The organism is Pseudomonas sp. SDO55104_S430 (assembly GCF_054070595.1).
The window spans coordinates 1-21,367 of the sequence record NZ_JBSVXG010000097.1 but is presented as its reverse complement, the minus strand read 5'-3'; the positions used below and the strand labels follow the sequence as shown (position 1 = coordinate 21,367).

Sequence of the window (21,367 nt, the reverse complement as noted above, 5' to 3'; positions counted from 1 at the left end):
GATGTCGACTGACACTACGCCTTCGCGGGCAAGCCTCGCTCCTACGGGGGCCGGTGACATACGCGGAAATGTAGATGAACGCCCACCTTCTGAAACTGACCTAGCCTTCAGGCACCCCAATGAGCAAGGACGCTCACGATGCCCCTCTACCTGTGCCTTCTTTTCACTTGTCTGATCACCCTCGCCAGCCTCAACGCCCAAGCCACCCAATGCCCCGACTGGCCACCTGAACGCGCGGCAAACGAACTCACCGCTCTGCAAAACCGGATCGACCTCTGGGACGACAGCTACCATCGCGAAGGAAAATCCCTGGTCGCCGATGAGCTCTACGATCAATCTCACGCGCGCCTTGCCCAATGGCGCCAATGCTTCAACAGCAAGGCACCCACTGACCCGTTGCGCACGGCGCGCGGCACGCTTGTTCATCCGGTCGCCCATACCGGTCTGGACAAACTGCAGGACGAAAAAGACGTCGAGCAATGGCTCCGTCACCGCAAGGACGTCTGGGTACAACCCAAGGTCGATGGTGTCGCCGTGACGCTGATCTACCGTGAGGGCCTGCTTGCCCAGGCGATCAGCCGCGGTGATGGTTCGCAAGGTCAGGACTGGACAGCTTCGGCGCGCCAGATCGCGGCCATCCCCCGGCAACTCACTCAGCCACTGGACCTGCTGGTTCAAGGCGAACTCTATTGGCGCCTGAATGACCATGTTCAAGCCCAGGCCGGCAGCCTCAATGCCCGCTCGACAGTCGCTGGCCTGATGGCGCGCAAAACCTTGGATGCAGAGCAGGCGAATGGCATCGGTCTGTTCGCTTGGGACTGGCCGGACGGCCCTGCGAGCTTGCCGGAGCGCACGGCAACCTTGAATGAACTGGGCTTCCCCGACACCACCCTCTACAGCCAATCGATCAGCACACTGGCAGACGCCCAACGCTGGCGCGATCACTGGTATCGCTCGCCCCTGCCCTTTGCCAGCGACGGCATCGTCCTGCGCCAGGCACAACGCCCACCCGCCGAACGCTGGCAAGCCAAACCTTCCTATTGGAGCGTCGCCTGGAAATACCCTTTCGCCCAAGCGCTGGCCGAGGTGCGCAAGGTGCACTTCAGGATCGGCCGAACCGGACGGATCACCCCGGTACTCGAACTGGCGCCGGTGATGCTCGACGACCGGCAAATCAAACGCGTCAGCGTCAGTTCTCTGCAACGCTGGCAAGCGCTGGACATCCGACCGGGCGACCAGGTCGCCATCAGCCTTGCCGGCCTGACCATTCCCCGGCTCGACAGTGTGGTGCTGCGCAGTACCGAACGAGCGGACATGAACGTACCCAACGCCACGGACTTTCATGCCTTGAGCTGCTGGCAGCCGACGCCGGGATGCGAAAGCCAATTTCTCGCGCGCCTGGCCTGGCTCAGTGGCAAACAGGGGCTGGCCTTGCCCCATGTCGGTCCGGGCACCTGGGAAAAACTGATCAACGCAGGTCGCCTGAACGGCCTGCTGGATTGGCTGACCCTCGATGCCCAAGAGCTTGCTAACATTGACGGCTTGGGCGAGCGCAGTGGCGCACGCCTTTCGACCAGTTTCGACGACGCCCGGCAGCGCCCTTTCGCCCGTTGGCTCAAGGCGTTGGGCATGCCACCGACAGGCCAGGCGCGCCTCGCCGACTCATGGCAGGACCTGACACAACGAAGTATTGAACAATGGCAGGCTGAAGCCGGGATCGGCCCGGGACGCGCCGCGCAATTGAGCGCGTTTTTCCGCGATCCTCAGGTGCTGGCCTTAAGTGAAACCCTGAGATCAGCCGGCATCGACGGTTTTTAGCGTCCGGGAACCCGCCAGTACCGATGAGCTCAAACAAGCCATTGCCGCAGAGAACCGACTGCCTTTTCACATGGAGCTTTTATGAAATTACTTTCACCGCTCGCCCTGTTGACCCTTTGCAGCGTGCTGGCCACCCCGTTGATGGCGGATGAAGAAGCCCCCGGGCTGACCGGCTGCGCCGCCAAGAAACAAGGCATCATCAATCAGATCGAACTGGCCAAGTCCCGCGGCAATGACAGTCAGTTGGCCGGCCTGGAAAAAGCCCTGAGCGAAGTCGACGCCAACTGCACCGACGCCTCGCTGAAGAAAGAGCGGGAGAACAAGGTGCTTGAGGCCAAGCATGAAGTCAGCAAGCGTCAGGCCGATCTGGACAAGGCCATGAAGAAAGGCGATCCGGAGAAGATCGACAAGCGCAAGGAAAAGCTGGCCCAGTCGCGCAAGGAATTGCAGGAAGCGGTGGACGAGCTCGATAAATAATCCGGACTAAACGCTCCATGTAGCAGCTGGCGAAGCCTGCGTCCGGCTGCGCAGCAGTCGTAAACCCTGAGTGCGAAATATTCCTGAAATACCGCATGCTCTGATTTTACGACTGCTTCGCAGCCGGACGCAGGCTTCGCCAACTGCTACAGAGGCAGAGCACCGATCAATGATCCCTGAACGCCTTATGACAAGCACTGCAAGCATCCTCGACCTTCTGCACCGCCGGCCCCAGGTTGCTGGCCTTGTAGGGCTGGATCTGACTGGCGATCACCAGTTCGCCGGTGGCGCTTTCAAGATCGCGAGCCATTGCCTGAAAGCGTGCCTGCTGTTCCCATACATCGCTGGTCGCACTGGTGTGGTCTTCTTCACGCACTTGCGGGAAATGTTTCCAGGGCTCGTGGGACAAGGCGTCGAGTTTCACCGCGCCTTCGGCGAATTTAGGCCCGTCGAAGGGAATGCGACCACGCAACATGCCACCCAGGTCTTCACCGGTCTTGAGCATTTGCTTGAAAATTGCCTTGCGCTGACCCAGCGGCGAATTGGGGTCGATCCCGCCGCACGCGGACAACGTCAGGCAGGCCAGCAATACAACAGAAAGTCTTTTGAGAGTCATGGTGGCTTCAGGTCACGGGAAACGGCGGCCAGTATCCTCGTGTCCTCGGCAAACACCAATAGCCCTAACATTAATACGGGTTGTCCGAGTGCATGGAGCACTCGGGCAGCCAGCAAAGGAATCACTCCATGAACAGCCGTTTCAAGGCCTGGCGTCAACGCCTTGCCCGCATCCTGCCCATCGCAGCCCTGCCGATGGTGGCCCTGCTCGCAGGCTGCACCGGTGGCGAAAAACAGCCTCCGAAAACCCACGCCCTGGCCACCTACTCCGCCGGCACCTGGGAAGCCCTGCCGGCCGTGACCGACAACGACCTCGTCGCCGGTTTCGGCTCCTGGCGCAGCGCCTGTACGCGACTCAAAGCCGACCCGGTCTGGGGCGGCACCTGCGCCGCGGCGGCGAATGTGCCGCAAACCGCCAATGATATTCGCGGCTTCCTCAAGCAGAACCTCGATGTCTACGGCCTGCGCGCCGCCAACGACAACCCCAACGGCCTGATCACCGGCTACTACGAACCGGTCTATCCCGGCAGCCTGACCCAGACCGCCAGCGCCAACATTCCGGTGTACGGCGTGCCTGAGGACATGATCATCGTCTCCCTGGACAGCATCTATCCCGAACTCAAGGGTAAGCGTCTGCGCGGCCGTCTTGAAGGCCGCGTGCTCAAGCCCTACGACGATGCGGCAACCATTGAAACCAAGGGCGTGAAGGCGCCGGTGGTGGCCTGGCTGACCGATCCGATGAACCTGCAATTCCTGCAAATCCAGGGCTCTGGGCGAATCCAGCTCGACAGCGGTCGCCAGCTGCGCATCGCTTACGCCGACCAGAACGGCCACCCCTATCGACCGATCGGCCGCTGGCTGGTGGAACAGGGCGAACTGAAGAAAGAAGACGTGACCATGGGCACCATCGCCGCCTGGGCCAAGGCTAATCCGTCGCGTATTCCGGAACTGCTGGGCAGCAACCCGAGTTATGTGTTCTTCACCCGCAACCCCGACAGCAACGAAGGTCCTCGCGGCTCGTTGAACGTGCCGCTGACGGCGGGTTACAGCGCGGCGGTGGATCGCAAGGTGATTCCGCTGGGCAGTCTGCTGTGGTTGTCCACGACCCGTCCGGATGGCAGCGCGCTGGTGCGGCCGGTGGCGGCGCAGGACACCGGCGGCGCGATCACCGGTGAGGTTCGCGCGGATCTGTTCTGGGGTACTGGAGATGCGGCGGGGCAACTGGCCGGGGACATGAAGCAGCAGGGGCAGATCTGGATGTTGTGGCCAAAGGGGGCGGCGTTGCCGCAGGTGCCTCAGGTTGCTGACAAGCCCTGAAGATCAAAAGATCGCAGCCTTCGGCAACCCCAGGCTGCGATCTTCTCTTGCTACATCGACACCACAAAAAACGACACGATCAAACCTGCCCCCACGAACCACACCAGCGATCGCAGAATCGCCCAATCCGCCAGGTAGCAAATGATGTAGAGCAGCCGGCTGGTGATGAACATCACCGCCAGCACATTGATCGTCACCAGCTCGGCATTTTCCACCAAATGCGCCACCAGCACGGCGGCCGCGAACGCCGGGGTGATTTCAAACCCGTTCAATTGCGCCGCATGGGCGCGCCGGGCCAATCCGTTCAGCGAATCAAGGAAGTCTCGCGGATCGTGGTTGTCGTCCAGGCGATAACCGCCAGCGACCTTGGCAACGACCGTGCACAGATAGGGCAGGATTATCGCGATCAAAATGCACCACAGAGCAACCGTCATAGAGCAATCCCTTCTTCAGGTTTTCAGAATTTCATCACCAGCATGCCGATCAATACCAGTCCACAGGCTAAGAGCCGCGGCCGGCCAAAAGGTTCTTTCAGGTAGCGCATGCCGAACAGCACCACCAGGATCACGCTGATCTCGCGCAGGGCCGCCGCTTCGGCAATCGAGCCAATCTGCATGGCCCACAGCACCAGAGCGTAGCTGAACAACACGCAGAACCCGACCGCCAGCCCTAATCGCCATTGTTCACGCCAGAACAAGCGGAACGCCGGTCGCTTGCGCACCCATGCCAGCAACGGGAAAGGCCAGGCACTGAGCAGCGTCACCCAGACCAGGTAATCAAGCGGATGCGACCAACGCCGCAGCGCCTGGCCATCGATGAAGGTGTAGCAGCCGATGCACAGGCCGATCAGCGCCACCACCGGCAGCATCGACCACGGCAGGCGCGCACCGCCTCCGCCCTGCCACAGCAGGCACAACATGCCCAATGGGATCAGCAGGATCCCGAAGATTTGCTGATGAGTCAGCACCTCTCCGGCAAAGATCAGGGTCAGCGCCAGCACCACCAGCGGTGACAACCCGCGCATCAGCGGATAGACCAGCCCCAGATCGCCCACCCGATAGGCCTGGATCAACAGGTAGCGATAGAGCAACTCGAAGGCCGCCGAAGCCAGGATCCACGGCCAGATTTCCAGCGGTGGCAGTTCCACGAACGGCAACATCACGATCACGAACAGCAGCGCCACGCTGTCCATGCAGGCCACCACCAGCAGCCGTTCGGCGCTGAACTTGATCAGGGTATTCCACGCCGCATGCAACAGCGCCGCCACCAACACCAGAGCCGTCGCAAGCACGGCATACTCCTTGTTTAATTACCCCCGCCTCCTGTAGGAGCGAGCACGCTCGCGATGGTCGCCAACGATAACGCTGGGCATCTGATACCCCGCGGTGTTCTGGCGTTCATCGCGAGCGTGCTCGCTCCTACAGGGGGAGAGAATTGATTCGCGATATTTCAGCAGCTGTTTATACTGCAAACCGACCACGCCGCACTCAGTTGCGCACAGACTAATTCCAATAAAAATCCTGCCCCGCCCGCTCTCGTCGAGATCGGGCGCCGGCCTGCGTATGCCTGATCACCGCGTCCAGACTACCGACAGAGACTCTGCGCATGCCACTCGCCTTGCTTGCACTCGCTGTTGCCGCGTTCGGCATCGGCACCACTGAATTCGTCATCATGGGCCTGTTGCCCGACGTCGCCCGCGACCTCGCAGTGAGCATTCCCCACGCCGGCCTGCTGATCACCGGCTACGCCCTGGGCGTAGTGTTTGGCGCACCGATCCTCGCGGTGGGCACCGCCAACATGCCGCGCAAAGCCACGCTGCTGGGCATGACCCTGATGTTCATCCTCGGTAACGTGCTCTGCGCCCTGGCCCCGAACTACGCCACGCTGATGGCCGCCCGGGTGGTCACCGCGCTGTGTCACGGGGCGTTTTTCGGGATCGGTTCGGTGGTGGCCGCAGGACTGGTGGCGCCGAACAAACGGGCCCAGGCGATTGCGATGATGTTTACCGGCCTGACCCTGGCCAATGTGCTGGGTGTGCCCTTGGGCACGGCGCTCGGACAATACGCCGGCTGGCGCGCGACGTTCTGGGCGGTCTCGGTGATTGGCGTGATCGCCGCAATTGCACAGTGGCTGTGGCTGCCGAAAAACATCGCGATGGACAAGGCCAACCTCGCCAGCGAATTTCGGGTGCTGGGCAAGCTCAATGTGCTGCTGGCGCTGGGCATGAGCGTGCTGGCGTCGACCAGTCTGTTCAGCGTCTTCACCTACATCGCGCCAATCCTGCAGGACGTCACCGGCGTCAGCCCCCACGGCGTAACCGTCATGCTGCTGTTGTTCGGCGTCGGCCTGACCGCGGGCAGCATGCTCGGCGGCCGTCTGGCGGACAGTCGCCTGCTGCCCTCGCTGGTGGGCATGGCGCTGGCCGTGGTGCTGGTATTGGCCGCCTTCAGCCAGACCAGCCACTCGGTGATCCCGGCGGCGATTACCCTGGTGTTATGGGGTATTTTTGCCTTCGCGCTGTGCCCGATCCTGCAATTACTGATCATCGATCAGGCCCACGAAGCGCCGAATCTGGGCTCGACCCTGAACCAGAGCGCCTTCAACCTCGGCAACGCAGCCGGCGCCTGGATCGGCGGACTGGTGGTCGCCAGCGGCGCGGACCTGGCCGACCTGCCATGGACCGGCGCGCTGGTCAGCGGATTAACGGTGCTGACCGCGCTGTTCTTCATCTACCGTCAACGGCGCAGCGTTGCCGCGGTCAATGCATCGATTTGATGTCGATCATTTTTTGATCTTCTGCGGATCGGGTTCCTCGTCCTGATCCGCCGACTCTTTCGGCGGCCCGCTCTCACTGCGAATCTGCGCATGGCTGATCAGCGCAAAGATGAAACTGCCGCCGATGATGTTCCCCGCCAGCGTAGGCCCGGCGAAAATCAGCCAGAAATCCTTCCACGGCAATTCCCCGGCGAACACCAGGTACGAAACCTCCAGTGAGCCGACCACGATGTGGGTGAAATCCCCGAGCGCCATGAAATAGGTGATGAGGACGATGATCCACACCTTGGCGCTCTCCATGGACGGAATCATCCAGACCATGGTGGCGATCATCCAGCCGGAGATGATCCCTTTGGAGAACATCTTGACGGGATCGCCCTCCATGACCTTACGGCCGATGTCGAGAAAGGCCACATCGGTCTTGCTGTCGAAAATCGGCAGTTCCAACATCACGTAAGCCACCAGCAAGGTGCCGCACAGGTTGCCCACCAGCACCACCGACCACAGTCGAAGCAACCGACCGAAATTGCGCAACGTCGGTTCGCTCATGACCGGCAGCACCGCGGTCAGGGTGTTTTCGGTGAACAGTTGCTGGCGGGCGAGGATTACCGCGAGAAAGCCTGCGCAGTAGCCGAAACTGGCGATCACCTTGAAACCTTCGCCATCGGGCAGGCGCGAATTCAACAACCCCATGGCCATCAGCGAAAGCCCCATGGTCAGCCCGGCCGCCAGCGCCGACCACCACAGTGCAGCGATGCTGCGCTCGAGTTCCTGATCGCCCTGTTTACGGATGATTTCATGCAACACCGCCGCACGCGGTGGCTGATTCTTTTCGACCTCGCGCTTTTCCTTGGCCGAGAGATCGGGGGTCTTTCCGCTGATTGGAGTAGTCATGGCGCGAACACCGGTGGCAGGTCATTTAGCTACGACCGTGGCCACCGGCATCCGTTCTGTGGGCAGGGGACTGGTTTTATTCGACGCTGGCGCCGTCCTGGAACTGGTCCTTGACGTACTTGATCTCGGTCCGACCATGGGCTGCGGGCAGGCCGTCTTCGCCGAGGTTGACGAAGACCATCTTCTCCACCGTCAGAATACTTTTGCGGGTGATCTTGTTGCGCACTTCGCACGTCAGGGTAATCGAGGTGCGGCCGAACTCGGTGGCGGTGATGCCCAGCTCGATGATGTCGCCCTGGCGCGAGGCGCTGACGAAGTTGATCTCGGAAATATACTTGGTGACGACGCGCTGATTGCCCAACTGGACGATGGCGTAGATCGCCGCCTCTTCATCGATCCAGCGCAGCAGACTGCCGCCGAACAGCGTGCCATTGGGGTTGAGGTCTTCGGGCTTGACCCATTTGCGGGTGTGGAAATTCATGTGCACTCCTGAGCGTCTTTCCGATAGATGCCCGGGATCATGGCAGAGCTTTGGCAATAGCTCTATTGGGCATCTTCTATAGCCACTATTACCGTTCGAACATTGACCGACAGAAACCCTTTGGAAGATCAGCATAGCCCGCTATAATCGCCCCCGTTTCAAAACGGTAACTTCCACTTGCTACCGTTTCCCGCCACCTGTCCGAGGGGCGCTGCAGCAGGTAAAACCTGTCAGGCTCGGATGGGGCGTTGCCAGGCCTTGACCGGCCCGACACTAAACGCACAACGGCGCCCATTCGCATAACTACGAATGGAGGCTCTTCATGAGCGCTGTAATCACGCCTGCAGATTTTACCGACTACAAAGTCGCCGACATGTCCCTCGCCGCCTGGGGCCGTCGCGAAACCATCATCGCCGAATCCGAAATGCCGGCCCTGATGGGTCTGCGTCGCAAGTACTCCGAAGAGCAACCGCTCAAGGGCGCGAAGATCCTCGGCTGCATCCACATGACCATTCAGACCGCCGTGCTGATCGAAACCCTGGTTGCCCTGGGTGCCGAAGTACGCTGGTCGTCCTGCAACATCTTCTCGACTCAGGACCAGGCCGCCGCTTCCATCGCCGCTGCCGGCATCCCGGTTTTCGCCTGGAAAGGTGAAACCGAGCAAGAGTACGAGTGGTGCCTGGAGCAGACCATCCTCAAGGATGGCCAGCCTTGGGACGCCAACATGATCCTCGACGACGGCGGCGACCTGACCGAGCTGCTGCACAAGAAATACCCGCAGGTTCTGGATCGCGTCCACGGCGTGACCGAAGAAACCACCACCGGCGTGCACCGCCTGCTGGACATGCTGGCCAAGGGCGAGCTGAAGATCCCGGCCATCAACGTCAACGACTCGGTGACCAAGAGCAAGAACGACAACAAGTACGGCTGCCGTCACAGCCTGAACGATGCCATCAAGCGCGGGACCGACCACCTGCTGTCCGGCAAACAGGCGCTGGTGATCGGCTACGGTGACGTGGGCAAGGGTTCGGCCCAGTCCCTGCGTCAGGAAGGCATGATCGTCAAGGTCTCCGAAGTCGACCCGATCTGCGCCATGCAAGCCTGCATGGACGGTTTCGAACTGGTATCGCCGTTCATCGACGGTATCAACGACGGCACCGAAGCCAGCATCGACAAGGCCCTGCTGGGCAAGATCGACCTGATCGTGACCACCACCGGTAACGTCAATGTTTGCGACGCAAACATGCTCAAGGCCCTGAAGAAGCGCGCTGTTGTCTGCAACATCGGTCACTTCGACAACGAAATCGACACCGCTTTCATGCGCAAGAACTGGGCGTGGGAAGAAGTGAAGCCACAGGTGCACAAGATCCACCGTACCGGCGCTGGCGCATTCGATGCCCAGAACGACGACTACCTGATCCTGCTGGCCGAAGGCCGTCTGGTGAACCTGGGCAACGCAACCGGTCACCCGAGCCGCATCATGGACGGTTCGTTCGCCAACCAGGTTCTGGCGCAGATCTTCCTGTTCGGCCAGAAGTACGCCGACCTGTCGCCGGCCCAGAAAGCCGAGCGTCTGACCGTTGAAGTACTGCCGAAGAAACTCGACGAAGAAGTGGCCCTGGAAATGGTCCGCGGTTTCGGCGGCGTCGTGACTCAACTGACCAAGACCCAGGCCGACTACATCGGCGTGACCGTCGAAGGTCCGTTCAAGCCGCACGCTTACCGCTACTGATCGGCCAGCTGCTCCCCCTGTAGGAGCGAGCAAGCTCGCGATGGTGGTCAACGATGACGCGGGGTGTCTGAATACCCGCGTCGCCTGATCCTCCATCGCGAGCATGCTCGCTCCTACAGGTACAGGGAGCCAGCATCCGCCTTACGCGTTTCCAAGGATATGACCATGTCCCAAGATCGTCGCTACAGCTTCGAGTTCTTCCCTACCAAGACCGACGCTGGGCATGAAAAGCTGCTCGCCACTGCCCGTCAGCTGGCTGCGTACAATCCCGATTTCTTCTCCTGCACCTACGGCGCTGGCGGTTCGACCCGTGATCGCACCCTCAACACCGTGTTGCAGCTCGAAAACGAAGTCAAAATCCCTGCCGCACCGCACCTGTCCTGCGTGGGCGACAGCAAGGACGACTTGCGTGGCCTGCTGAGCCAGTACAAGGCCGCCGGCATTACCCGTATCGTCGCGTTGCGCGGTGACCTGCCGTCGGGCATGGGCATGGCCAGCGGCGAATTGCGCCACGCCAATGACCTGGTTGAATTCATTCGTGAAGAGACCGGCGATCATTTCCACATCGAAGTCGCCGCTTACCCGGAAATGCACCCGCAAGCGCGCAACTTCGAAGACGATATCGCCAACTTCGTGCGCAAGGCCAAGGCTGGCGCGAACAGTGCGATCACCCAGTACTTCTTCAACGCCGACAGCTACTTCTACTTCGTCGATCGCGTACAGGCGCTGGGCGTCGACATTCCAGTGGTGCCAGGCATCATGCCGATCACCAACTACAGCAAACTGGCACGCTTCTCCGATGCCTGCGGTGCGGAAATTCCGCGCTGGATCCGCAAGCAACTGGAAGCGTACGGCGACGACACCCAGAACATTCAGCGCTTTGGTGAGCAAGTCATCACCGAAATGTGTGAGCGTTTATTGCAGGGTGGCGCGCCAGGGTTGCACTTCTATACCCTGAACCAGGCCGACGCCAGCCTGGCTGTGTGGAATAACCTGAAGCTGCCCCGCTGATCGTCATCCTCGCAGGAACAAGGGCCCTCTTCGGAGGGTCTTTTTTTTTTGAAACAAAACAATGGAATGATGCAGCAATGATGTCCGCGACCCCACGCCCCCAACTCGTCTACCTGGTCTTCGGTTCCGAGACCTATCACCAGGAAGCCGTCTTCAGCATCGCCAGCGCCTTGGCCTGGCTGCAGGAAACGCCGGGCGCCACACTGGACATCCAGGTCTTCAGCGACAACAAGCAGCCCTACGAAAAACTGCCCGTGCGCGTTCGCCCGCTCGACGAAGCCACCCGCCGTCGCTGGAACGAACCCCATGGCTATCACTTTCGCGCCAAACATGTTGCCCTGCGCGAAGTACTGCAAGAGTCCGAACTTGCGCTGCTGATCGACACCGACACCTTCTTCCATTGCTCGCCGCTCAAATTGTTCGAGCGCGTACAGCCGGGCACGTTGCTGTGCAACGACTACTACACCACCTACGGCAACAATAAGGAAAACGTGCTTTACAGCGCGCTGGCTACCACGCTGAAGGAGAGAGGCCTGGCAGACGATCAGATGACGCTGCTCAATTCCGGCGTCATCGGCCTGCACCAAAAGGATGCGCACATCCTGGATCATTCGATCGCACTGATCGACGAGCTGTACCCGTCCGTGCGCGGCTCGTACACCCTCGAGGAGTTCTGCCTGTCGGTGGCGGCCTACCGCACGCTGAAAGTCACCAAGTGCCCGGACCTGATCCATCACTACTGGAGCCGCAAGCAGCTGTTCCGGGCCAAGGTCCAGGCCTGGGTCGCCAAACACGCCGCACGACCGACCATTGCAGCCGCCCTGGCCGATACCCATCAAGTGACGGATCGACTGCCACGTCCCCCTCGCTCCCAGCGAATGCTCTACAAAATGATCACCCTGAGCCTGCCGGTGCATTTGCGTCAGTTCATTCGCGAAATCCTTTATGGCTGCTACGACCACCCCAACGAATTCGATAGGGCCTGCGGTCCGGTCTGGTGGGAAAAAGCGCTGCAAAACCAAAAGGAACGTGTCGGTACGCCCGTTTGCCACAAGGTGCTGGAGCACTGGTTCACCCACCGTTCGGTCAGGTTGATTCTCGGGCGGCGTTGCACGGCGATTCATGAACACTTGCTCAATACGCCGGCCAAATAGAGACGTCGCGCCCAATCTGTTGAAGTCAGCGTTAAACATGCAAGCCAGAGCTTCTCATTAGTCGTCGGGCGTACTAACCTCAGGCAATGCCTGTCATTTTCCAGCTTCTGACCGCTGTGCTTATCACTTGCCTGAGCTTCACCGCCCGGGGCGAGAAGTTGCGCATTGTCACCGAACCGTGGGCGCCCTACGTCTACGAGGAAAATGGCAAGGCCCTGGGCCTGGACTATGAAACCACGGCCATCGTCTTCAAGCGCCTGGGCATCGAAGTGGAATGGCAGTTCCTGCCGTGGAAACGCTGCCTGTCGATGCTCGAGACCGGCCAGGCCGACGGTGCGCTGGACATTTTCCACAGCGCCGAGCGCGACGCGACCCTGCTCTACCCCAGCGAACCGCTCTCGGAAGTGCAGTTCGTGATGTTCTACGCCAACGAGCGCCCTCACCCCTTTCGCACCCTCGACGAACTGCGCGGCCTGACGATCGGCATCTCGCCGGGCTACCTGTACAGCCAGGATTTTCGCGACTCGACGCTGTTCACCCGGGAACCTGCGCCAAGCCATGAAGCCAACTTCGGCAAGCTGGTGCGCGGGCGGATCGACCTGCTGATCACCGACCGCCGGGTCGGCCAGCATTTGCTCGACGAGCTGAAGATCCGCGACAAGATCACCGAAAACCCCACCATCATCAGCCAGCAGAGCCAGTTTCTGGCAGTACGCCGCAATGCCGGCATGGACTTGCTGGTGCAGCGCTTCGGTGCCGAACTCAAGCGTTTCAAGCGCGAGCCAGCCTACGCTGAACTGAGCGCCCGCTACGGTGCCGCGCCGGCCGATCCGGCGAGCGCAACCAATGGCGCGAATGCCACCGCCATCCGCGACAAAACCGTTGAGCAGCAGGAAAGCGGCGCGCAGTGATTGCTCTGTTATACTCCCGCGTTCCCGCCAGGCTCACGCCCGGACGCCCGGAATCGTTCAAGGCATCTTGACCCCGCTACAGCGCAGCTCTTCAGCCCGCGCGAGCACTCCAGACGAGCTTTCGAAACCCGGCAGGACCGGACGGGATTGCGTCCTCTCAAACGCCATTCGCGCCAGGCAAGACTCCCATTGGGCAACGCCCTAACTAAAAACAGGATTACTCATGTCCTTTGCTTCCCTCGGTCTCTCCGAGGCTTTGGTCCGCGCTATCGAAGACGCGGGCTATACCGAGCCTACTCCGGTGCAACAGCGGGCCATTCCCGCCGTGTTGCAGGGCCGCGATCTGATGGTCGCCGCACAGACAGGTACTGGTAAAACCGGCGGTTTCGCCCTCCCGATTCTGGAGCGGTTGTTCCCCAACGGTCACCCGGACAAATCCCAGCGTCACGGTCCGCGCCAGCCGCGCGTACTGGTCCTGACCCCTACCCGCGAACTCGCAGCCCAGGTCCACGAAAGCTTCAAGGTCTATGCCCGTGACCTGAAATTCGTCAGCGCCTGCATCTTCGGCGGCGTCGGCATGAACCCGCAGGTTCAGGCCATGTCCCGCGGTGTTGACGTGCTGGTGGCTTGCCCCGGCCGCCTGCTTGATCTCGCCGGTCAAGGCAGCGTCGATTTGTCCCACGTGGAAATCCTCGTGCTGGACGAAGCCGACCGCATGCTCGACATGGGCTTTGTCCATGACGTGAAGAAAGTCCTCGCGCGCCTGCCGGCCAAACGGCAGAACCTGCTGTTCTCGGCGACCTTCTCCAAGGACATCACCGATCTTGCCGGCAAGCTGCTGCACAACCCGGAACGCATCGAAGTCACGCCGCCGAACACCACGGTCGAGCGCATCGAACAGCGTGTGTTCCGCCTGCCTGCCAGCCACAAGCGTGCGCTGCTCGCCCACCTGATCACCGCCGGCGCGTGGGAACAGGTGCTGGTATTCACCCGTACCAAGCACGGCGCCAACCGCCTGGCCGAGTACCTGGACAAGCATGGCCTGCCGGCTGTCGCGATTCACGGCAACAAGAGCCAGAACGCGCGCACCAAGGCCCTGGCCGACTTCAAGGCCAACGAAGTGCGCATCCTGGTCGCCACCGACATCGCCGCCCGCGGCCTGGACATCGACCAGTTGCCACACGTGGTCAACTTCGAACTGCCGAACGTAGATGAAGACTACGTACACCGTATCGGCCGTACCGGTCGTGCCGGTCGTTCGGGCGAGGCCATCTCGCTGGTCGCGCCGGACGAAGAGAAGCTGCTGAGAAGCATCGAGCGCATGACCAAGCAGAAAATCGCCGACGGCGACCTCATGGGCTTCGATGCCAGCGCCGTGGAAGCGGAAAAACCTGAAGCCCGCGAGCGTCCGGACATGCGCAACCCGCGCAATGCCCGTGGCCCACGTGGTGAAGGCGCGAACGCCGGCAGTGGCGGTCGCAAGGACAAGGGCAAGGACAAAGGCAAGGAAAAACCTGCCGGCGAACGTGGTGAGCGCGGCGAGCGTGGCGAACGCCCTGCCCGTCAGCAAAAACCACGGGAAGGCACCCCGGCTCGCGAACAGCGTCCAAGCCAGCCACCACGCGCTGCCGCTGATCGTGCTCCGGACGAATTTCTGGACGACGATATCGATAACTTCGGTAACCGTGTCGATTACGTACCGCAGCAGAAACCGGCCCAGGGCCGTGGCCGCCGTCCGGGTGCTCCGGCACAAGGCACAGCCGCAGGCTCCGGTGCGCCACGGGGCGGCAAGCCACAAGGTCAGGGCCGTCAGAACGGCCCGCGCAACAGCGATGGCGCCAGCAGCGGTACCCCAGGCGCCAAGCGCAATGGTCCACGCAACGGCGCACCACGTGGCGAAGGCCAGGGTCGTCGCGAAGACTCGCGCAATCGCCGTCCGGCTCGCGACGATCAGTCCCGTTCGGAACCGGCCGTGCAAAACCCTCGGGGCAATGCGCCGAAGATCATGCACAAAGAGTCCAAGGCCGACCGCTTCCCGACGCCTGAGCAGCTGGATCAACTGCCAAGCCGTCCACGCGGTGAAAAGCCGGCGTTGCTGACGCGTAATCGCTGATCGGCAGCCGTAATGAAAATGCCCCGGATCGCAGGATCCGGGGCATTTTTGTTTCCCTGCTGTAGGAGCGAGCTTGCTCGCGATGGTCGTCAACGATAACGCTGGCTGTCTGACACCCAGCGGTGTTCTCTGGTCCATCGCGAGCGTGCTCGCTCCTACAGGGGCTATGGCGCACAAACAAAAACGCCCGACCTTCGCAGGCCGGGCGTTTTCATGTCAGGCGCGAATATTACTTCGCTTTGACACCTTCAAAAGTAACGTACATGTCGACCGAATCGGACTGTGGACCCAGGTCCATCATCTTGCCGAAATCAGAGCGCTTGAGGCTGAAGGTACCCTCGAAGCCTGCACGGTAGCCGCCCCATGGATCCTTGCCTTCACCCAGGAAAGTGGCCTTGACCACGATTGGCTTGGTCACGCCCAGGATGGTCAGGTCGCCGGCCACGTCAGCGGTGTCCTTGCCAGCAGCGTTCTTGCCGGTTGGCTTGACGCTGGTGGAGACGAAGGTCGCTTTGGTGCCGTTCAGGAAGTCTTTGCTGGAGATGTGCTTGTCACGTTCGGCGTTGTTGGTGAAAACGCTGGCGGTGTTGACGTTGAACTCGATCTTGCTGTCTTCAGGCTTGGCAGCGTCGAAGCTGAACTTGCCATCGATATCCTTGAAAGTACCGGTGATGTAGCTGTAGCCCAGGTGGCTGATCTTGAAATCAACGAAGGCGTGCTGGCCTTGTTTGTCGACCACGTAGTCGGCGGCCATTGCGTTGCCGGCTGCAAACAGTGCCGAACCGATTGCCAGAGCGGCCAGAGTCTTTTTCAACATGCTTTGTTTTCCTTTGGAGTCGAGGTTGAACTTCAGGCTTTGCGACCCAGCATGCGCTTGAGGGTCACATCGCGGTCGATAAAGTGGTGCTTCAATGCTGCCAACGCATGGAGGCCGGAAAAAATTACCAGCGCCCACGCCAGGTAGAGGTGGATCACGCCGGCGTTATCCGCCTGGTCCGGTAGCCCGGAAATCAGCGCAGGCACCTCAAACCAGTCAAACACCGGTATTCCGACACCATCTGCGGTGGAAATCATGTAACCGGCAATCATTACAGCGAACAGACATAGATACAGAAAGGCATGACCGAACTTGGCGCCAAGTCGCGTCATGCGGCCGTAGCTTTCCAAAGTGGGCGGCGAAGGGCTGATATAACGCCACAACACCCGCAAAATCATGACCGCCAGCAGAATCAGACCGATGCTCTTGTGCAGATCGGGACCGGCCTTGCGCCACGGATCGTAGTAGCCGAGACCAACCATCCACAGCCCCAGGCCGAACAAACCGAATACGGCCAAGGCCACGCCCCAGTGCATGAAGATGCTGACCCAGCCGTAGCGGGAAGTAGAGTTACGTAACTGCATTGCCGGGTTCCTGTAAGTGCTGGGCCAAGACTATCGATTTACCTATCGAATTAAAGCCGAAAATTTCGCTCTGAAAGATCGAGAAATGCGATCAAGAGTCTGAAATGAGCGTGTTAAGAAAAGATTAAAGGCGAAAGTTTGACGAGATGTTAGCGATCAGACGGAAATTTGTCGCAGCTGACCCGCCGCCTTCGCGGGCAAGCCCGCTCCCACAAGGATGTGTGTCGAACACAAATAATGTGATCACCCATGAACCTGTGGGAGCGGGCTTGCCCGCGATGGCGGTATTGCAGGCAATAAAAAAGCGCGCCATATAAGCCGCGCTTTTTTGTTCAACCCAATGCCTTACTGAGCCTTGGTCTCGGTCGCCGGTTTGGCCGCCGGCTTCTTCGCCGGTTCAGCCTTTTTCACCGGGGCTTTTGCCGGGGCCTTTTTCGCTTCGGTCTTGGCCGCCGGTTTCTTGGCCGGTGCCTTCGCTGGCGTCTTCTTGGCGGGCTCGGCTTTTACCGGAGCAGCGGCAGGCTTCGGCGCTTCTACCGGAGCAGGGGCAGGAGCCGGAGTTGGCGCAGGTGCGGGAGCTGGTGCCGGAGCAGGCTCTGGCGCCTTGACCGGTTCCGGCTTCTTCTCGTCATCCGAACCACCGAACAGGTTGGTGAAGAAGTTGCCCTTCTTCGCCGCGACCGCGCCGGCTGCTGCGGCTGCCGCCACTGGCGCAGCTTTGGCCGGTTCGAACGACTTGCCCGCCGCCAGATCTTCAACCTGACTGGCCGCACGCTGGCCGGAACGCAGCGCGCCTTCCAGAGTGCCCGGGTACAGGGCGTCGGTGTGTTCGCCGGCGAAGGTTACGCGCTGGATCGGACGTTCCCACAGGCGCCAGAACTTGCTGATCTGGCCAGGACCGAAGGCCAGGTAGGCGCCGCCGGTTGATGGGTCGGTGCTGTAGCGACGGATTTCATAACCGGTGAACGAACCGCGCGCCTGTGGATAAAACGCGTGCAGGCGAATCAGTACCTGATCGACCATCTGCTTGTCGCCAAAGGCCTGCATCACCCGCGAGTTGTCGCCGGACAGGTTGACCACCACGTTGGCGCCGCCCTTCAGGGCCGGTTCGATCCACAACATGCCAAGACCGGTGTTGCTATAGATCTCGCCGGACATGCGCGCCTTGCTTTCCCACACCGGCGTCTTGAACTTGAGCATGATCTGGTCGCGCCAACCGTAGTTGGTGCCCTTGATCGCGGCCAGGTGCTGGGCGTCCAGCGCCGGGGTCATCTGGATCTTGTTCAGGGCGCGCAACGGCACGGCCAGGACCACGTAGTCGGCCTGATAGCCAACGCTGCCGACCTTGATGGTCACACCGTCCTTGTCCTGAGTGATGGCCGACACCGGAGAGTCGGTCTTGATGGTTTTCAGCTGTTTAACGAAGGCCTGGGACAGCACCGCACTGCCGCCCACCAGTCGCGAAGCGCGCAGGTCGCGGTCGGAGACGCCACGATATACGCGGTTCTGCTGGGCGAAATACAGCAGCGACAGGCGCGAAGGCTCGTCATAGCGGGTACGGATTTGCTGGTTGATCAGCTGACGGGCGGTTGGCGGCAGGTTCTGCTTGTCGAGCCAGCCGGACACGTTGATCTGGTCCAGGGCATGCAGGGTGTTGTTGGCTGCAGGGTTCAGCGGGTCATCGATGGAGCGTGCCAGATCGTCCGCGGTTTTCTCGTAACGCTTGAGCGCCTCGGCGGTGACCGGGTCCTTGGTCGCCAGGTCCGCAGCGGTGTAATACACGCCGTCGATCAGGTAGCCCGGGGTCCGCACGAATTCAGGGGCCGGCGTGGTGCTCAGCTTGAAGCTCGAGACGTACTTGTTCAGCACCGGCTGGGTCTTGTCATTGCCGATCCACTCGCTGGTGGCCATGCCGGAACGACCGCCCAGGCTTGGCTTGGCCTCCAGCAGCGTGACCTGCCAGCCCTTGGTCTGCAGCTCGTAGGCCGCGGTGAGGCCCGCGACCCCGCCGCCGATCACGATCGCGGTTTTATCCTTGGCCAGCGCAGACACGCTGAACAGCCCCAACATCACCAGCGCACAGGCGCGCAGCCAACCGACAGACATTCAGCGAACTCCGGAAATACACGAGAAAACAGCGATTTTGCGGGCCAGGCGACCCAAGAACCGCGAAGGATACGTCACGCTTCAGACGCCCGCCAGCAGCGTCTATCGACCTGTTTAAAGTAGCTCAACCGACACAATGGGTTGTCCCCGTGCGGCGCATTGCATAGGCTTGCGCGATTGCATGCCCGCGCCGGCCGCGGAGCGCCTCCAGGAGAGTGAACATGGGCCTGAACAAACAGTGGATGGAACGCGATCTCGCGGTGTTGTGGCATCCCTGCACCCAGATGAAAGACCACGAACAGCTGCCGCTGATCCCGATCAAGCGCGGTGAAGGCGTCTGGCTGGAAGACTTCGAAGGCAAGCGCTACCTCGACGCCGTCAGCTCTTGGTGGGTCAACGTGTTCGGCCACGCCAACCCGCGGATCAACCAGCGCATCAAGGATCAGGTCGATCAGCTGGAGCACGTGATCCTCGCCGGTTTCAGCCATCAGCCAGTGATCGAGCTCTCCGAGCGCCTGGTGAAGATGACGCCTGAGGGCCTGAACCGGGTGTTCTACGCCGATAACGGTTCGTCCTGCATCGAAGTCGCGCTGAAAATGAGCTTTCACTACTGGCTCAACCGCGGCCAGCCGAACAAGAAGCGCTTCGTCACCCTGACCAACAGCTACCACGGCGAAACCATGGCAGCGATGTCGGTGGGCGACGTGCCGCTGTTCACCGAAACCTACAAAGCCTTGCTGATGGACACCCTCAAGGTGCCGAGCCCGGACTGCTACCTGCGCCCCGAGGGCATGAGCTGGGAAGAACACTCGCGCAACATGTTCGCCGCGATGGAGCAGACCCTGGCCGAGCATCACGACAGCGTCGCGGCGGTGATCGTCGAGCCGCTGATCCAGGGCGCCGGCGGCATGCGCATGTACCACCCGGTGTATCTCAAACTGCTGCGCGAAGCCTGCGATCGCTATGGCGTGCACCTGATCCACGACGAAATCGCCGTGGGCTTCGGCCGCACCGGCACCATGTTCGCCTGTGAACAGGCCGGCATCCGCCCGGACTTCCTCTGCCTGTCCAAAGCCCTGACCGGCGGTTACCTGCCGCTGGCGGCGTGCTTGACCACCGACGAGGTCTACAGCGCCTTCTACGACGACTACCCGACCCTGCGCGCCTTCCTGCACTCCCACAGCTATACCGGCAACCCGCTGGCGTGCGCGGCGGCGTTGGCGACGCTGGATATCTTCGAGCAAGACAACGTCATCGAGAACAACAAGGCCCTGGCCGCGCGCATGGCCTCCTCCACCGCGCACTTGGCGGAGCATTCGAACGTGTCCGAGATCCGCCAGACCGGCATGGTGCTGGCGATCGAGATGGTCAAGGACAAGGCCAGCAAAGAGGCCTATCCATGGCAGGAGCGTCGTGGGCTGAAGGTGTTCCAGCATGCGCTGGAGCGTGGTGCGCTGCTTCGGCCGTTGGGGAGCGTGGTGTATTTTCTGCCGCCGTATGTGATTACGCCGGAGCAGATTGATTTTCTGGCTGAAGTGGCCAGTGAGGGGATCGATATCGCGACGCGTGACAGTGTCAGCGTGGCGGTGCCGAAGGATTTTCATCCGGGGTTCCGGGATCCGGGCTGAGTTTTTGTAGTGCCTGGGCGGGCCTCTTCGCGAGCAAGCCCGCTCCCACAGTAGTCCGCGTAGACCTTGTGGGAGCGGGCTTGCTCGCGAATGAAGTCACCACCGATTCAACTGATTCACACTTTTCCAGAGACAAGAAATGAGACTGTCCCGCTTCTTTATCGACGCCCCCCTAAGCACCGGCGAGCACGAGTTGCCCGAGGCCCAGGCCCATTACATCGGCCGGGTGCTGCGCATGGCCGAGGGCGATGCGTTGCAGCTGTTCGACGGTTCGGGCCAGGAGTTCCGGGCCCGGCTGGTCGAGGTCGGCAAGAAACGCGTCGTGGTGCAGATCGATGAAAGCTTCGCCGGTCAGGTCGAGTCGCCGCTGCAGATTCACCTCGGCCAGGGCCTGTCCCGTGGCGAGCGGATGGACTGGGCGATTCAGAAGGCCACCGAGCTGGGCGTGAGCGAAATCACCCCAATCTTCAGCGAGCGCTGCGAAGTCCGCCTGAAGGACGAACGCGCCGACAAACGCCTACTGCACTGGCGCCAGGTGGCGATCAGCGCCTGCGAACAATGCGGTCGCTCGCGGGTGCCGGTGATTCATCCGCCGGTGCTGCTGGCCGATTGGCTGAAGCAGACTGAAGCGGATTTGAAGCTGGTACTGCATCCGGTGGCCGAGCCGCTGGTCAGTCATGCCAAGCCGTCGACGCTGGCGTTTCTGATAGGGCCGGAGGGTGGGTTGTCGGATGCCGAGGTCGAGCAGGCCAAGGGGGCCGGTTTTCATGCGGCGCGGTTAGGTCCTCGGGTGTTGCGCACCGAGACGGCGCCGGTGGTGGCATTGTCGGTAGCCCAGCAACTTTGGGGTGATTTCTAGGGCCCCATCGCGGGCAAGCCCGCTCCCACAAAGATCGGCGTCGTACACAAATGATGTGAACACCAACGAACCTGT

Annotated in this window: 19 protein-coding genes and 1 riboswitch; of the genes, 11 read left to right on the top strand and 8 right to left on the bottom strand. The window is 61.2% G+C overall.

Translation table 11 applies throughout. The annotated features are described in order from the left end of the window. Positions 1-138: 138 nt before the first annotated feature. Both ligB and ACW9JE_RS17590 read left to right on the top strand, forming a co-directional pair. The gene (gene ligB, locus ACW9JE_RS17595; RefSeq protein WP_457433453.1) at positions 139-1,818 is read left to right on the top strand and encodes an NAD-dependent DNA ligase LigB; all 1,680 of its coding nucleotides are present in this window, start codon (positions 139-141) and stop codon (positions 1,816-1,818) included. Between the two features lie 81 nt (positions 1,819-1,899). Further along, positions 1,900-2,295: a DUF1090 domain-containing protein gene (locus ACW9JE_RS17590; RefSeq protein ID WP_457433452.1), complete on the top strand. Its 396-nt coding sequence runs from the start codon at positions 1,900-1,902 to the stop codon at positions 2,293-2,295. A gap of 166 nt (positions 2,296-2,461) precedes the next feature. On the opposite strand, the gene ACW9JE_RS17585 is transcribed toward ACW9JE_RS17590, so the two are convergent. After that, positions 2,462-2,911, bottom strand: a complete 450-nt coding sequence (locus tag ACW9JE_RS17585) for a c-type cytochrome (RefSeq protein WP_175376635.1) — start codon at positions 2,909-2,911, stop codon at positions 2,462-2,464. A 128-nt stretch (positions 2,912-3,039) separates the two neighbouring features. Between ACW9JE_RS17585 and mltA the strand changes: the two genes are divergently transcribed. Beyond that, entirely contained in the window at positions 3,040-4,227 is a 1,188-nt protein-coding gene (gene mltA / locus ACW9JE_RS17580) for a murein transglycosylase A (protein ID WP_457433451.1), read from the top strand. A gap of 50 nt (positions 4,228-4,277) precedes the next feature. Here mltA and ACW9JE_RS17575 read toward each other — a convergent pair whose 3' ends face one another. Together ACW9JE_RS17575 and ACW9JE_RS17570 are read right to left on the bottom strand one after the other, a co-directional pair. After that, on the bottom strand, positions 4,278-4,661 hold the full coding sequence (locus ACW9JE_RS17575; RefSeq protein ID WP_457433450.1) for an MAPEG family protein: 384 nt from the start codon (positions 4,659-4,661) through the stop codon (positions 4,278-4,280). A 23-nt stretch (positions 4,662-4,684) separates the two neighbouring features. Beyond that, positions 4,685-5,518 carry an EamA family transporter gene (locus tag ACW9JE_RS17570; RefSeq protein ID WP_457433449.1) on the bottom strand — a complete coding sequence of 278 codons (834 nt, stop codon included), beginning with the start codon at positions 5,516-5,518 and terminating at the stop codon, positions 4,685-4,687. A 314-nt stretch (positions 5,519-5,832) separates the two neighbouring features. On the opposite strand from ACW9JE_RS17570, the gene ACW9JE_RS17565 reads away from it, so the two are divergent. Continuing rightward, positions 5,833-7,002, top strand: a complete 1,170-nt coding sequence (locus ACW9JE_RS17565; RefSeq protein WP_457433448.1) for an MFS transporter — start codon at positions 5,833-5,835, stop codon at positions 7,000-7,002. Between the two features lie 6 nt (positions 7,003-7,008). On the opposite strand, the gene ACW9JE_RS17560 is transcribed toward ACW9JE_RS17565, so the two are convergent. Both ACW9JE_RS17560 and ACW9JE_RS17555 read right to left on the bottom strand, forming a co-directional pair. Beyond that, positions 7,009-7,896, bottom strand: coding sequence for a formate/nitrite transporter family protein (locus ACW9JE_RS17560; protein WP_457433447.1), 888 nt, complete (start codon positions 7,894-7,896; stop codon positions 7,009-7,011). A 76-nt stretch (positions 7,897-7,972) separates the two neighbouring features. Beyond that, positions 7,973-8,377 carry an acyl-CoA thioesterase gene (locus ACW9JE_RS17555; protein ID WP_318011765.1) on the bottom strand — a complete coding sequence of 135 codons (405 nt, stop codon included), beginning with the start codon at positions 8,375-8,377 and terminating at the stop codon, positions 7,973-7,975. A 197-nt stretch (positions 8,378-8,574) separates the two neighbouring features. Further along, positions 8,575-8,677: riboswitch (S-adenosyl-L-homocysteine riboswitch) on the top strand. Between the two features lie 22 nt (positions 8,678-8,699). On the opposite strand from ACW9JE_RS17555, the gene ahcY reads away from it, so the two are divergent. The 5 genes from ahcY (at position 8,700) to ACW9JE_RS17530 (ending at position 15,298) form a co-directional block, all read left to right on the top strand. After that, positions 8,700-10,109, top strand: coding sequence for an adenosylhomocysteinase (gene ahcY, locus ACW9JE_RS17550; protein ID WP_457433446.1), 1,410 nt, complete (start codon positions 8,700-8,702; stop codon positions 10,107-10,109). A 165-nt stretch (positions 10,110-10,274) separates the two neighbouring features. Continuing rightward, positions 10,275-11,120: a methylenetetrahydrofolate reductase [NAD(P)H] gene (gene metF, locus ACW9JE_RS17545; RefSeq protein ID WP_224537856.1), complete on the top strand. Its 846-nt coding sequence runs from the start codon at positions 10,275-10,277 to the stop codon at positions 11,118-11,120. Positions 11,121-11,197: 77 nt separating this feature from the next. Next, on the top strand, positions 11,198-12,274 hold the full coding sequence (locus tag ACW9JE_RS17540) for a hypothetical protein (RefSeq protein ID WP_457433445.1): 1,077 nt from the start codon (positions 11,198-11,200) through the stop codon (positions 12,272-12,274). A gap of 86 nt (positions 12,275-12,360) precedes the next feature. After that, complete coding sequence (locus ACW9JE_RS17535; protein ID WP_457433444.1) at positions 12,361-13,185, top strand: substrate-binding periplasmic protein; 825 nt, start codon at positions 12,361-12,363, stop codon at positions 13,183-13,185. 223 nt (positions 13,186-13,408) lie between these two features. Beyond that, complete coding sequence (locus ACW9JE_RS17530) at positions 13,409-15,298, top strand: DEAD/DEAH box helicase (RefSeq protein WP_457433443.1); 1,890 nt, start codon at positions 13,409-13,411, stop codon at positions 15,296-15,298. Between the two features lie 229 nt (positions 15,299-15,527). On the opposite strand, the gene ACW9JE_RS17525 is transcribed toward ACW9JE_RS17530, so the two are convergent. The 3 genes from ACW9JE_RS17525 to ACW9JE_RS17515 form a co-directional block, all read right to left on the bottom strand. Continuing rightward, positions 15,528-16,115: a YceI family protein gene (locus ACW9JE_RS17525; RefSeq protein WP_224537849.1), complete on the bottom strand. Its 588-nt coding sequence runs from the start codon at positions 16,113-16,115 to the stop codon at positions 15,528-15,530. A 32-nt stretch (positions 16,116-16,147) separates the two neighbouring features. Further along, positions 16,148-16,699 (bottom strand): cytochrome b, encoded by a 552-nt coding sequence (locus ACW9JE_RS17520; protein ID WP_457433442.1) that lies wholly within the window; start codon positions 16,697-16,699, stop codon positions 16,148-16,150. Positions 16,700-17,044: 345 nt separating this feature from the next. Beyond that, on the bottom strand, positions 17,045-18,805 hold the full coding sequence (locus ACW9JE_RS17515) for a flavin monoamine oxidase family protein (RefSeq protein WP_457433441.1): 1,761 nt from the start codon (positions 18,803-18,805) through the stop codon (positions 17,045-17,047). A gap of 221 nt (positions 18,806-19,026) precedes the next feature. Here ACW9JE_RS17515 and ACW9JE_RS17510 point away from each other — a divergent pair, with 221 nt between their 5' ends. Further along, entirely contained in the window at positions 19,027-20,433 is a 1,407-nt protein-coding gene (locus tag ACW9JE_RS17510) for an adenosylmethionine--8-amino-7-oxononanoate transaminase (RefSeq protein WP_457433440.1), read from the top strand. Between the two features lie 139 nt (positions 20,434-20,572). Next, complete coding sequence (locus ACW9JE_RS17505) at positions 20,573-21,292, top strand: 16S rRNA (uracil(1498)-N(3))-methyltransferase (protein ID WP_224537843.1); 720 nt, start codon at positions 20,573-20,575, stop codon at positions 21,290-21,292. The last annotated feature ends 75 nt before the right edge of the window (positions 21,293-21,367 follow it).